This is a genomic window from Arthrobacter sp. 05T444 (genome assembly GCF_056395905.1).
Map to the genome: position 1 here is coordinate 95,352 of NZ_JBFTKK010000006.1, position 12,706 is coordinate 108,057.

The 12,706-nt window shown below is 65.1% G+C and carries 12 protein-coding genes; 3 read left to right on the plus strand and 9 right to left on the minus strand.

The genetic code is table 11. The annotated features are described in order from the left end of the window. The first annotated feature begins 27 nt into the window (after positions 1–27). The gene (locus AC1DD3_RS07870) at positions 28–744 is read left to right on the plus strand and encodes a hypothetical protein (protein ID WP_476881369.1); all 717 of its coding nucleotides are present in this window, start codon (positions 28–30) and stop codon (positions 742–744) included. Here the strand turns inward: AC1DD3_RS07870 and AC1DD3_RS07875 are convergent. The 9 genes from AC1DD3_RS07875 to pdxT all read right to left on the minus strand — a co-directional run bounded on the left by AC1DD3_RS07875 (position 625) and on the right by pdxT (position 10,541). Further along, positions 625–3,018 (minus strand): RelA/SpoT family protein, encoded by a 2,394-nt coding sequence (locus tag AC1DD3_RS07875; protein WP_230118022.1) that lies wholly within the window; start codon positions 3,016–3,018, stop codon positions 625–627. The genes AC1DD3_RS07870 and AC1DD3_RS07875 overlap by 120 nt on opposite strands. Before the next feature lie 148 nt (positions 3,019–3,166). Then, on the minus strand, positions 3,167–4,180 hold the full coding sequence (gene secF, locus AC1DD3_RS07880) for a protein translocase subunit SecF (RefSeq protein ID WP_230118023.1): 1,014 nt from the start codon (positions 4,178–4,180) through the stop codon (positions 3,167–3,169). After that, a complete protein-coding gene (gene secD / locus AC1DD3_RS07885) occupies positions 4,180–5,937 on the minus strand; it encodes a protein translocase subunit SecD (protein WP_230118024.1) in 1,758 nt (585 codons plus the stop codon). The genes secF and secD overlap by 1 nt, the downstream gene beginning before the upstream one ends. 111 nt (positions 5,938–6,048) lie before the next feature. Next, entirely contained in the window at positions 6,049–6,432 is a 384-nt protein-coding gene (gene yajC, locus AC1DD3_RS07890) for a preprotein translocase subunit YajC (protein WP_230118081.1), read from the minus strand. 245 nt (positions 6,433–6,677) lie between these two features. Further along, a complete protein-coding gene (gene ruvB, locus AC1DD3_RS07895) occupies positions 6,678–7,766 on the minus strand; it encodes a Holliday junction branch migration DNA helicase RuvB (protein WP_230118025.1) in 1,089 nt (362 codons plus the stop codon). Next, positions 7,759–8,403: a Holliday junction branch migration protein RuvA gene (gene ruvA, locus AC1DD3_RS07900; protein ID WP_230118026.1), complete on the minus strand. Its 645-nt coding sequence runs from the start codon at positions 8,401–8,403 to the stop codon at positions 7,759–7,761. Before ruvA ends, ruvB begins: the two co-directional genes overlap by 8 nt. Before the next feature lie 81 nt (positions 8,404–8,484). Next, on the minus strand, positions 8,485–9,063 hold the full coding sequence (ruvC, locus tag AC1DD3_RS07905) for a crossover junction endodeoxyribonuclease RuvC (protein WP_230118027.1): 579 nt from the start codon (positions 9,061–9,063) through the stop codon (positions 8,485–8,487). Next, a complete protein-coding gene (locus tag AC1DD3_RS07910; protein WP_230118028.1) occupies positions 9,060–9,815 on the minus strand; it encodes a YebC/PmpR family DNA-binding transcriptional regulator in 756 nt (251 codons plus the stop codon). Before AC1DD3_RS07910 ends, ruvC begins: the two co-directional genes overlap by 4 nt. Before the next feature lie 3 nt (positions 9,816–9,818). Further along, entirely contained in the window at positions 9,819–10,541 is a 723-nt protein-coding gene (gene pdxT / locus AC1DD3_RS07915; RefSeq protein ID WP_476881370.1) for a pyridoxal 5'-phosphate synthase glutaminase subunit PdxT, read from the minus strand. A 91-nt stretch (positions 10,542–10,632) separates the two neighbouring features. On the opposite strand from pdxT, the gene AC1DD3_RS07920 reads away from it, so the two are divergent. Both AC1DD3_RS07920 and AC1DD3_RS07925 read left to right on the plus strand, forming a co-directional pair. After that, positions 10,633–11,925 (plus strand): Mur ligase family protein, encoded by a 1,293-nt coding sequence (locus AC1DD3_RS07920; protein WP_230118030.1) that lies wholly within the window; start codon positions 10,633–10,635, stop codon positions 11,923–11,925. Beyond that, complete coding sequence (locus AC1DD3_RS07925; protein WP_290369729.1) at positions 11,922–12,692, plus strand: type 1 glutamine amidotransferase; 771 nt, start codon at positions 11,922–11,924, stop codon at positions 12,690–12,692. The genes AC1DD3_RS07920 and AC1DD3_RS07925 overlap by 4 nt, the downstream gene beginning before the upstream one ends. The last annotated feature ends 14 nt before the right edge of the window (positions 12,693–12,706 follow it).

Consider the following 12,706-nt stretch of genomic DNA (forward strand, 5'->3'; position numbering starts at 1 on the left):
TCCGGGCCATTCCGGCAGGATTGCTGGATGACCCCGATATCGCGTCGGCCCGTCACGGGGCCCGGCCAGGACTCCCCCGCACACCTGCTGGACCTCTATGCGCCGGGACAGCTGTTTTCCTGGCCCGAGTTGCAGTCCATGGCCGCCGACGGCGTACTAACCCACCTGTACCAGCATGGCTATACGCTGCCGGGAGCACCCTCTTCGCCGCAGCTGCGCGCGCGAGCCGCTGCGTTGGCCGTGCCGCCAGCCATCCGGCAGCGTGTGGTCGCAGGACGGATGACAGCCGCCTGGATCTACGGCTGCGCCCGTGAACCGGACCGCTTGGCCCTCCTGGTGGATGCCAAACGTCGGATCTCCAGCCTGCGGTCCACCCGCGGCTGCACTCTCCACGAGGTCCGGCTCGGCCCCTTCGACGTGGTCAGCCTGGGTGGCCTGATGGTTTCAAGCCCGCTGCGCACCGCGCTGGACGTCGCATTGCATGTCAACGCCGAGCGCGCGGTCCCCGCGCTGCGCCAGCTGCTGGAGCGGCCCGAGCTCGATGTCCGGCTCCGGCTCCTCTGCCTGGCCGTGGAGGCGACGCCCAGATTGCCCCACAAGAAGGCAGCGCTGGAAAAGCTCGCCCTAGCTTCGCCGGCGGTTGCCCGTGGTCCGATAGACATCGAAGACGCCGTCGATCCTCCGGACGGCGCTCAGGACGTGGCTCAGGTACTTGGGGTCGCCCATCTCGAAGGCAAACTTTGAGATGGCCACACGGTCGGTTGACGTGTGGACGCTCGCGGCGAGGATGTTCACGTGATTCTCGGACAGAATGCGGGTGACGTCGGACAGGAGCGACTTCCGGTCTAGCGCCTCCACCTGGATTTCCACGAGGAAAACGCTCGACTGGGTCGGAGCCCAGTCAACGTCCACAATCCTGTCGGGCTGGTCCTTGAGGTCGGAGATGTTGGTACAGTCCGTCCGGTGCACGGAAACACCCGAACCGCGAGTGACGAACCCGAGGATGGGGTCCGGCGGCACGGGGGTGCAACAGCGGGCCAGCTTGACCCACACGTCCCCCACACCGCGAACCACCACACCGGAGTCCGAGAAGCGGGCCTTGCTGACCTGCGTGGGAATGCTGACCTCGGTGAGGTCGTCGTCCGGGGTTTCGTTCCCGCCGAGGCTCTCGATGAGCTTTTCCATGACGGACTGCGCCGAGGTGTGCCCGTCTCCCACGCCCGCGTACAGCCCGGAGATGTCCACATATTTGAAATCCTCGGCCACAGCCGCGAGGGCATCATGGGTCATGAGGCGCTGCAGCGGCAGGTTTTGCTTCCGCATGGCGCGTGTCAGCAGTTCCTTGCCGCGGTCAATGGCCTCCTCGCGACGCTCCTTGCTGAACCACTGGCGGATCTTGTTCCGTGCGCGGGCGCTTTTGACGAAATGCTGCCAGTCCTGGCTGGGTCCCGCCCCTTCGGCCTTCGAGGTGAAGATCTCCACCCAGTCGCCGTGGTTGAGCTCGCTGTTGAGCGGCACCAGTTTTCCGTTGACTCTGGCCCCGATGGTCCGGTGGCCCACCTCGGTGTGCACCGCATAGGCAAAGTCCACGGGCGTGGATCCTGCCGGGAGCGCCATGACCTCGCCCTTGGGCGTGAACACGAAGACTTCCCGGGCGTTGATTTCGAAGCGGAGCGAATCCAGGAATTCACCGGGGTCGGACGTTTCCTGCTGCCAGTCCACCAGTGAACGGAGCCAGCCCATGTCGCCGTCGCGGGGACTCCCTGGCCCGGTGGCGGTGCGGTTCGGCTGGTCCTTGTACTTCCAGTGCGCCGCCACACCGTACTCGGCGCGCCGGTGCATCTCGTGCGTGCGGATCTGAATCTCGACAGGCTTGCCGCCCGGGCCGATCACTGTCGTGTGCAGCGACTGGTACATGTTGAACTTGGGCATGGCGATGTAGTCCTTGAACCGCCCGGGCAGCGGGTTCCACCGCGAATGCAGGGTCCCCAGCGCCGCGTAGCAGTCCCGGACGGAGTCCACCAGCACGCGGACACCCATGAGGTCGTTGATGTCGTCGAAGTCCTTGTCGCGGACAATCATCTTTTGGTAAATCGAGTAGTAGTGTTTGGGCCGGCCGGTAATGGTCGCCTTGATCTTGGCCGTGCGAAGATCGTCGGCAATCTGGTTCCGAATGACGCTGAGGCTCTTCTCGCGCTCAGGCGTCCGGTCACCCACCATGCGCACGATTTCCTCGTACACCTTGGGGTACAGCGCGGCGAAGGATAGGTCCTCGAGTTCCCACTTGATGGTGTTCATGCCGAGGCGATGCGCCAGCGGCGCGAAGATTTCCAGTGTTTCGCGGGCCTTGCGCGCCGAGGATTCCGCGGAGACGAAGCGCCACGTCCGCGCGTTGTGCAGCCTGTCCGCAAGCTTGATCATGAGGACCCGGATGTCCTTGGCCATCGCCACGACCATCTTGCGGACCGTCTCCGACTGCGCGGCCTCGCCGAAGCTGACCTTGTCCAGCTTGGTCACGCCGTCCACCAGCATGGCCACTTCTGGGCCGAAGTCTGCCTTCAGGTCGGCGAGGGTGTAAGGCGTGTCTTCCACGGTGTCGTGGAGCAGTGCAGCCGCCAGCGTGGTGCCGCTGAGCCCGAGTTCCGCGAGGATGGTGGCCACGGCTACCGGGTGCGTGATGTAGGGATCGCCGCTCTTGCGCTTCTGTCCCCGGTGGCTCTGCTCCGCGACCACGAAGGCGCGCTGGATGAGGTCAAAGTCCTCTTTGGGGTTGTTCGCCCGGACCGTCCGGAGCAGGGGCTCCAGGATGGGCGAATACGTCGCAGTGCTCCGGCCAGTCAGCCTCGCGAGCCGGGACCGGGTACGTTCACGGCGGCCAGGAAATGTGGGGCGCACGCCCGAGTTGTCCACCGGAACACCCGGACCGGGACGTCCGGCAGCCACCAGACCAGTCGGCGGGCCCTGGCCCGGACCGTTATCCCCGGCAGCCTCTGGCGCCGACGTCGAACGTTCTTCCAATGAAGCACCCCTCACGACCCATTTAATTATTCCAGTCTATTCCCGCCGCGGGCCTCCTCAATAACCGGGACGCTTCCCAGGGCCGGGACCCGACGCAAAAAGGCCGGACGCCGTCATCATGACGGCATCCGGCCTTCAGCTATCGCTGCTACGCCTTGGCTGGCTCGGCGGTGACCTTGGCGGCACTGTCTGCGCGCCGGTGCTCCACCCGTTGGGCCTGCTTGACGAGCAAAGGTTCTTTCTGGCGCAGCAAGGCATACATCGGCGCGGCGATGAAGATCGTTGCGGCCGTGCCGATGAGGATCCCGACGAACAGCGCCAGCGACAGGTCACGGAGAGTTCCGGCACCGAGCAGTCCGGCACCGATGAACAGGATCGCACCCACGGGCAGGATGGCCACCATCATGGTGTTGATGGACCGCACCAGGGTCTGGTTGACCGCCAGGTTAACCTCTTCGGCAAACGTCCGTCGGGTGGAAGACTCGAGGTCCGCCGTGTTCTCGCGGATCTTGTCGAACACCACCACAGTGTCGTAGAGCGAGTAGCTGAGCACCGTCAAGAAGCCGATGATTGCCGAGGGTGTGACCTCGAAGTCACTCAGGGCATAGACGCCGGCCGTGATGAACATGGTCACGAGCATGCCCGAGATTGCCGAGAGCGACATCTTCCAGGTCCTGAAGTACAGGGCCATCAGGATGGTGGCGAGGGCCACGAACACCACGAGGCCAATCAGGGCCTGCTTTGTGACGTCAGCACCCCATGTGGGACCCACGAACGTGGACGTCACCTCGTTGTCCGTGACGCCGTACGCCGAGGTCAAGCCCTGCTTGATCTTGATGGTTTCATCGTCGGTGAGCTTGTCCGTCTGGATCCGCATCGTGTTGCCGGCGACGTTCGCCACCCTGGGGACGCTTCCCGCCACAACATCGTGCACCGCTTTTTCGCCCAGCGTCGCATCAGTGGTCTTGACGTTGGACACGGTGAATTCCGAGCCGCCGCGGAATTCAATACCCAGGTTGAACCCGCCCTTGGCGACCGGGATCAGAATGGACAGTGCAACGGCGGCGGCGGCAATCAGGAACCAGATCTTCTTGGAACCGACAAAGTTGTAGGAACGCTTGCCCGTGTAGAGCTCATTACCGAATTTGGCGAAACTGGACATTACTTGCCTTCCTTGGCCGGGCCCTTGGAGGAACCCGCAAGCTGGTCCTGCTGCTCAGCGCGGCGGCGTTCAGCGATGGTCATCCGGCGTTCCGCCTCAGCGGCTGCGCCCGTGTTCTTAGCCCGTACCACGGACGGCTTGTCGTCCGGCGTCCGGATCCTGCCGGCGCCCCGGTACAGCGGAACCGCGCCGAGACGCTCAGGGTCAAGGCCGGAGAACTTGTGGCCTTCGCCGAAGAACCGCGTGCGAGCCAGCTGCTGCAGCGTCGGGTGCGTGAACATGAACACGACGATGAGGTCAGCGATGGCTGTCAGGCCAAGGGTGAACGCAAAGCCCCGGACGTTGCCCACGGCCACGAAGTACAGCACGAGCGCCGCCAGGAGGTTGACAGCCTTGGAGGCAAGGACTGTGCGCTTGGCCCGCTTCCAGCCGTTTTCCACGGCGGAAACGAGGCCGCGGCCTTCACGCAGCTCATCGCGGATGCGCTCGAAGTAGACAATGAACGAGTCCGCGGTCTGGCCGATGGACACGATGATGCCGGCCACACCGGCGAGGGACAGCCGGTAGTTTTCGGTCCAGCCGAGGATGGCAATGGCCAGGTATGTCAGGGCACCTGCCACCACAAGGGAGGCGATGGTGACAAATCCGAGGGCGCGGTACTGGAACAGGGAGTAGACGACCACGAGCAGGAGCCCGATCAGGCCGGCCAGCAGACCCATGCGTAGCTGCTCGCCGCCGAGAGTCGCCGAGATCTGCTGCTCGCTCTGGATGTCGAAGCTGATCGGCAGGGCACCGAAGCGCAGCTGGTCGGACAGCGCCTTGGCTGACTTCTCGGTGAATCCGCCGGTAATCTGCGGACGGCCGTCGGTGATGACCGCCTGCGACCGCGGCGCGGAGATGACCTGGTCGTCCAGGACGATGGCGAACTGCGATTTCGGGTCCGAGCCGGTTTCCCCGCCGGCCGTCACATAGAACTGGTTCAGGCGCTCGGTGACCTTCTTGAACTTGGCCGTGCCCTCGCCGTTGAACTGGATATTAACGGCCCACTCATTGGTGACGGCACCCTGCGCGCCCTGCTGGAGCTGGAAAGTGGACCCCTGGATCTCCACGCCCTTGACCTCCACTGGGCCCAGGATGTATTTGATCGCGGGGGTCTGATCGGTGGCAGGCTCGCAGGTCACCAGCGGCTTGGCGGGATCGGAGCGCTGCTGCTTGTCCTGCTCCGGCTTGGCACAGTCGAGTGCCTCGAACTGCTTCTGGACGTCGGCCGTAATCCAGTTGGAGTCACTGCCGTTCTGCGGCTTCGCTGTGGGCTTTGGCAGTTTTGCCGCCGGGGTGCGCTGCGCTGCGGGAACCGCCGCGCCGGGGCCCGTTACCAGAACGGGGCGGAAGTTCATGTCCGCGGAAGCCTGAATCAGGGCACGGGTCTCTGCGGAAGGGGTTCCAGGGAGGCTGACCACCACGTTGCGGCCGGACTGGGTGCTGATTTCAGCTTCCGCCACGCCCGAGCCGTCCACGCGCTGACGGATGATCGCCACGGCCTGGTTGAGCTGCTCCTCGTTGATGTCCGAACCGCCCTCGACCTTGGGCGCCAGGATCATCTGGGTACCGCCTTCAAGGTCTAGCGCGAGCTTGGGTGCCCAGCTTGCCTTTCCGGCCATGGTGCCGCCCGCAAGGACGGCCGTCAGGACAGCCAGGATTACGCCAAGCCAGACCAGCACCCGGAGGGATGGTTTCTTGCGGCCAGTTCGTGCCATTGTCGATCTTTCTATTAATTACGGAGGAGCCGACGGTGCGGGTCAGACACGCTCCGGCGGCCGCCCGCAGCCGTAGATTTGGTACTTAGCGGGACAGAACGCGGCGGCGGACTAAATGTCCTTTTTACCCTCATCGTTGAGGCGCTTCAGGGTCTCGTCCGGGGTTTCGTTGACGGCCGCAGCGCTTCCGTCATCATCGGCGGTGAGGGACGACGCGTCGTCGGGAACTGCCTGCGTCTCGGCAGCGGGCTCGACGATCTTGGTGACGGACTGGCGGTGGACAGTGGCCACGTTGCCCGGTGACAGTTCGAGAAGAACCTTGTTGTTTTCGTCGTCGATCGACACGATGCGGCCGTAGAGGCCGAAACTCGTCATGACCTCGATGCCCGGCGCAAACTGCGACTGGAGCGTGGCCTGCTGCTGCTGTGTCTTCTTGTTGCGGCGGAACATCATGAAGATGAAGAGGCCGAGCATGACGAACAGCAGGATGGTCATGATGTCGATGCCGCCGCCTGCCTGCGGCTGGGTCTGGGCAGAAATATGTCCGAACACAGGGTAGTTCCGTTCTGTACTTGCATAGCTGGTTGACGGCAGCGTCCGTCCCGCACCGCGTTCTCGGGCCAACTCAATGGCCGGCAGCGGCGGCCTGTTGGGGCCAACCACGTAAACAAGACACGAAAACAAAGACACGGACGTGCCGAGCGTCATTCCAGTCTAGAGGGAAAGCTGGAAGGACGCTGCTATTGCGTGCTGGAAACCCGTTCGGACGCTGTTTGTTCATCAGCCGCACCGTCGTCGAACAGGTCCAGGGTCTCCTGCCCGAACACGCCGGCGGGAACGGCGAAGCCCAGATGGGTCCAAGCCGGGGCCATGGCAATACGGCCCCGGGGCGTGCGCCCCAGCAGTCCCTCGCGGACCAGATACGGTTCCGCCACAGTCTCGACAGTCTCCGGTTCTTCCCCCACGGCGATGGCCAGAGTCGACAGGCCGACGGGCCCGCCGCCGAACTTGGTGATGAGCGCCTCCAGGACCGCCCGGTCCAGGCGGTCCAGCCCGCGTTTGTCCACCTCGTACATGTCCAGGGCGGCGGACGCCGACCGGGCGTCAATCTGTTCGATCCCGTGGACGAGTGCCCAGTCCCTGACACGGCGCAGCAGCCGGTTGGCTATGCGCGGAGTACCCCGTGATCTGCCCGCGATTTCGCTGAAGCCCGCGGAGTTCACCTTGAGGTCGAGGAGTCCGGCCGATCTGCGCAGCACGAGCTCGAGCTCTTCGACGGAATAGAACTCCAGGTGCCCCGTGAACCCGAACCTGTCGCGCAGCGGCCCCGGCAGCAGCCCGGCGCGGGTGGTGGCACCGACCAGGGTGAAGGCCGGCAGCTCCAGCGGGATGGCCGTCGCACCGGCCCCCTTGCCCACCACAATGTCTACGCGGAAGTCCTCCATGGCCATGTAGAGCATTTCCTCCGCAGGCCGGGACATCCGGTGGATTTCATCCAGGAAGAGGACCTCGCCCTCGGAGAGGGAAGAAAGGATGGCAGCAAGGTCGCCGGCGTGCTGGATGGCGGGGCCGCTGCTGATCCGCAGAGGGGCATTCATTTCCGCGGCGACAATCATGGCCAGGGTGGTTTTGCCCAGACCCGGCGGACCGGAGAAAAGCACGTGGTCGGCGCTGCGGCCCCGCATGCGGGACGCCTGCAGCACGAGGGAGAGCTGCTTGCGGACCCGGTGCTGGCCCACGAAGTCGTGCAGGTTCTTGGGCCGCAGGGCGGCCTCGATAACTCTTTCCTCGGGTTCCTCTCCCCCGGCCACGAGGGACGGTTCAGCCACGGCTGCCTACCCTGTTGCCGGCGCGGGCGCCGTCCTGGCCAAGCCAGCGCAGGGTGGTCCGCAGGATCTCGGCCACGTTGCCCTGGTCTGCCAGGTCAGGTGCATCGGCCAGCGCCTTGTCGATGCTGCCAGTGGCGTCCTTTTCGGACCAGCCGAGGCTGGTCATGGCAGCGACCACCTGCGGCTTCCAGACCGACTCGCCGGACGGCGACGGGGCCGAACTCGGCGCCGTGCCGTGGGGCACGAGCTTTCCGGCCAGTTCCAGCACGATGCGGCCGGCAACCTTCGGGCCGATGCCTGGAACCTTGGTGAATGTCTTGCTGTCACCGGTGTGTGCAGCCACCCGGATCGCTTCCGGGTCATGGACGGCAAGGACCGCCAGGGCAAGGCGCGGACCCACGCCGCTGACGCTGAGCAGGACGTCGAAGACCTCGCGTTCGTCGTCGCTGGCGAAGCCGAACAGGGTCAGGGAATCCTCCCGCACGATCAGGGATGTGAAGAGCTTCCCTTCCTCGCCCGTGCGGAGCCTGCTGAGGGTCTGCGGCGTGGCGTGGACACTCATGCCGGCGCCGTTGAGATCGATCACGGCGGTGGACAGGCCAACGTGCGCTACGGTTCCGCGGAGAAAACTTATCAAGGCCGAGCTCCTGAACTACCGCCGGCCCAAGACCGACTATCCGAACATATCTACGAATACCCTAGCAAGGGCCCCGGACAATCAGCGCGCACGGCGCGCCTTGGCCTCCGCCTCGGCCCAGGCGCGCTGGGCCGGAGTCAGCGACTGGCTGCCCGGGCCGGTGGTGGCAACCGTGGCCCCGCTGCCGGCCCGCCACGCATGCGTGATGGCGAGGGCAAGCGCATCGGCGGCGTCGGCGGGACGCGGCGGGGAGTCCAGCCGCAGAATCTTGGTCACCAGTTTGGTGACGGCATCCTTATTAGACGTTCCGCTGCCCGTCACCGCCGCTTTGACTTCCGACGGCGTGTGGAGCGCCACCGGGATGCCCCTCCGGGCGGCCGCGGCAATCACGACGCCGGAGGCCTGGGCCACGCCCATGACCGTGCTGACGTTGAGCTGGGAGAAGACCCGCTCCACCGCCAGCACGTGGGGTTCGTACCGGTCGAGCCAGTCATCGATGGCGAGGGCGATGACAAGGAGGCGCTGGTCCAGCGTCTCCTCTGGGGACGTCCCCACCACGCCCACCGCCACCATGGTGGCGCGGCGGTTCTTTTCGACGTCCACCACCCCGATGCCGCACCGTGTGAGGCCCGGATCGACGCCGAGGACGCGAAGGGTCACTCGGCTTCCAGTGCGGCCTGCACTTCGTCGCTGAGGTCGGCGTTGCTGTAAACGTTCTGGACGTCGTCAAGCTCTTCCAGGGCGTCAACCAGCTTCATGAACTTCTTGGCCGCATCCAGGTCGAGGGGCACCTCCATGGACGGAACGAATTCTGCCTCATCGGTGTCGTATTCGATGCCGGCTTCCTTGAGGGCGTCACGGATGGCCTGCAGGTCTGTCGGCTCCGAGTGGATCTCAAAGGTCTCACCGTTGTCCTTGACTTCCTCGGCACCGGCGTCCAGCACGGCCATCAGAACGTCGTCCTCGCCGAGGCCGTTCTTGGGCAGGGTCACCACGCCCTTGCGGGAAAAGAGGTAACTGACAGAACCGGGATCGGCGATGGTGCCGCCGTTGCGGGAAATGGCGAGCCGGACCTCGGACGCGGCACGGTTCTTGTTGTCCGTGAGGCATTCGATCAGCAGCGCAGAACCCTGCGGGCCTCGGCACTCGTACATGATCTCCGTGTAGTCCACGACTTCGCCGGTGAGGCCTGCGCCGCGCTTGATGGCACGGTCGATATTGTCGGCGGGGACCGAGGTCTTCTTCGCCTTCGTTACTGCCAGTTCCAGGCTGGGGTTGCCGGCCAGGTCCGGGCCGCCCATGCGTGCCGCGACTTCGATGTTCTTGATCAGCTTGGCGAACGACTTTGCCCGGCGGCTATCAAGGATGGCCTTCTTGTGCTTGGTCGTTGCCCATTTGGAGTGGCCTGACATGCTTTACGCTTCTCCTCTGATCATGCGGATAAAAAGTTCATGTACGCGCTTCTCCCCCGTCACTTCCGGGTGGAAGGAGGTGGCCAGCAGATGGCCGGAACGCACTGCAACAATTCTAGCTGTCCCTTGCAGATCGGCTGTGTGAGAGGCGTGGGCAGGATCTGCCGGCTCCACCTGGGCCAGCACGTCGACGCCGGGTCCTACGCGCTCCACCCACGGTCCCCGGATGAACACTGCGTGCACGGGCGCCACGCCATTTTCGGTGGCGCTGAAGTCCAGGCCCTTGAAATCCAGATCGGTCTCGAACGATTCGCGCTGGCGGCCGAACGCGTTGCGCCGCACAGTGATGTCGAGTCCGCCGAAGGTCTGCTGGGGATTTCCGGCGAGATCGGTGGCGGGGTCGGCAATGTCATCGGCGAGCAGGATCATTCCGGCACAGGACCCGTAGACCGGAAGGCCATCCGCAATGCGCTTGCGGAGCGGTTCGGCCAGTTCGAAGGCCCGCGCAAGCTTGTCGATGGCGGTGGATTCGCCGCCGGGAATAATGAGCCCGTCCAGTCCGTCAAGCTCCGCGGGCCGGCGGACTCCGACGCCGGTGGCACCGGCCGCTTCGACGGCACGAAGGTGCTCGCGGAAATCGCCCTGGAGCGCCAGGACGCCGATGCGCAAGCCAGAACCGGCACCCGGGGGAACGCGGGGAACCGCGGCAGAAAGGGGATTGGTCATCCAAATATCATAGTGTCCCGGATGCCGGGCGACGCCCCCGCCCGCCCTGCCTGGCCTCATTGCATGCCGCTGCTGGGATATATTACAGAGCATGTTTTCCTTCAGCGTTCCGCTCGGCAAGCTCGTCCGCCGGGTTTCCCGGCTCAGGGGCGGAGGCTCCGCTCTTCCCGGGCTTGTGGTCGAAAAAATCGATCCAGGCTTCATGCAGCGGACACTGTCCACGCTCCCTCATGGCGTGGCGGTGGTGAGCGGAACCAACGGCAAGACAACAACCACCAAAATGGTGGTGGAGCTGCTGGAAAGCCAGGGGCTGAGGGTCTTCACCAACCGCACCGGCAGCAACTTCACCAGAGGCGTGGCCGCCGCACTGCTGGGCGAGGTGGACTGGCGCGGCCGCCTCGAGGCGGACATCGCCGTGCTTGAGCTCGACGAGGCCCACGCCGTGCACTTCGTCAACCGGGTTCCGCCGCGGTTCAGCCTCCTGCTGAACGTGCTGCGCGACCAGCTGGACCGCTTCGGGGAAATCGATAAGACCGCCCAACTGCTTCAGCACATCGCCTCCAAGACCACGGGGACTGTGGTCCTGAACCGTGAGGATCCGCGTGTAGCCAGGATCGCCGCGACCCTGGACGGCCCCGAGGTCCGTTACTTCGGACTGGACGACTCCCTCCTCAGCACCTTCCCCAACGACGACGAACTCCGCGCCGGTCCCGGCAGCCCCGCACCGGCGGCCCTGCCGCAAAAGCCACCTGCCGACGTCGTCCTTCGACGGGTGGGGGCGGACAACGCCGATTTTGAGTACGACGGCGCCACGGTCACCACCGGGATGAAGCTCCGCGGTGTTTACAACATCTTCAACGCGGCCGCGGCCCTGACCCTGGCACGCAGCATCTGCGGCGGGGGCTCGGCGGCGCCGGACCACGCCGCACTGCTGACGGCCCTGTCCCAGGTGGCGCCGGCCTTCGGCCGCGGTGAGAGCCTCGTCGTGGACGGCCTCCCCTTGGACCTCGTGCTGGTCAAGAACCCGAGCGGTTTCCGGCTGGGCCTCCAGTCCTTCCCGGCGGGCGGCTACGCCACCATGATCGCGATCAACGACAACTACGCGGACGGCCGCGATATGTCGTGGCTGTGGGACGTGGATTTTGAGTCGCTGCGGGAGGACGGTGTGGACCAGCTGACTGGCTCCCGCGCTTACGACATGGCACTGCGGCTGCAGTATGACGAGGTCAGCATCAGAGCAGTGCAGACGGACATCGCCCCCGCGCTGGCCGACTTCATCCGGAACGCCCAAGGCAAGCCGAAGCGCGTCTTCTGCACCTACACTGCCATGCTCGCCATCCGCCGCGAACTGTCCAAAATCACCACAGTGGAGGTAGTCTCTTGACCGCCGATTCGGGACACGCTCCCCCGACAACCCCGTCCGCGGACGCCAGCAAAGGCACCATCCGGGTCCTGCAGCTGTATCCCCGCGACATGAACATCTACGGCGACTGGGGCAATGCCCTGGTCCTGCAACAGCGGCTGAAATGGCACGGCTACACTCCGGAACTGCTTGAGTACAACGTGGGGGACGAATTCCCTGACGATGTGGACCTCATTGTCGGCGGCGGCGGGCAGGACAGCGGGCAGTTGGTCATTCAAGACGACCTGCAGTCGCGCGCGGAAACCCTCAGGGGCCTCGCGGAGGACGACACGCCCATGCTGCTGATCTGCGGGACGTACCAGCTGTTCGGGCGCTTCTTCAAGACACGTTCCGGGTCGGTCATTCCCGGCATCGGTGTCCTTGACGTGGAAACGCACGGCACGGATGAACGGCTGATCGGCAATGTCAAGGTCACAACGACGGAGTTCGGCGAGGTTCTCGGCTATGAGAACCACAGCGGCCAGACCACTCTCGGCCCGGGCGTGGCGCCGCTTGGCACCGTACCCAAGGGAACCGGCAACAACAGCAAAGACGGGCAGGAGGGCGCCCGCTACCGCAACATCGTGGCGAGCTACCTTCACGGATCGCTGCTCCCCAAGAACCCGGCCATCGCTGACTACCTGATCCGGACCGCCGTCGAACGCAAGTATGGGAGCTTCACGCCCGGCGGACCGGATGACCGCTATGCGGTTCTTGCCCGCGAGCACGCAATCCGCCGTCCGCGTTAGGCGGGGCGCCCGTC

Excerpts from the sequence above, each read along its gene's own strand:
- AC1DD3_RS07870 (WP_476881369.1), top strand. The coding sequence starts at position 28 with ATGACCCCGATATCGCGTCGGCCCGTCACGGGGCCCGGCCAGGACTCC.
- secF (WP_230118023.1), bottom strand. The coding sequence starts at position 4,180 with ATGTCCAGTTTCGCCAAATTCGGTAATGAGCTCTACACGGGCAAGCGT.
- secD (WP_230118024.1), bottom strand. The coding sequence starts at position 5,937 with ATGGCACGAACTGGCCGCAAGAAACCATCCCTCCGGGTGCTGGTCTGG.
- yajC (WP_230118081.1), bottom strand. The coding sequence starts at position 6,432 with ATGACCATCCTGCTGTTCGTCATGCTCGGCCTCTTCATCTTCATGATG.
- AC1DD3_RS07910 (WP_230118028.1), bottom strand. The coding sequence starts at position 9,815 with ATGTCAGGCCACTCCAAATGGGCAACGACCAAGCACAAGAAGGCCATC.
- pdxT (WP_476881370.1), bottom strand. The coding sequence starts at position 10,541 with ATGACCAATCCCCTTTCTGCCGCGGTTCCCCGCGTTCCCCCGGGTGCC.
- AC1DD3_RS07920 (WP_230118030.1), top strand. The coding sequence starts at position 10,633 with ATGTTTTCCTTCAGCGTTCCGCTCGGCAAGCTCGTCCGCCGGGTTTCC.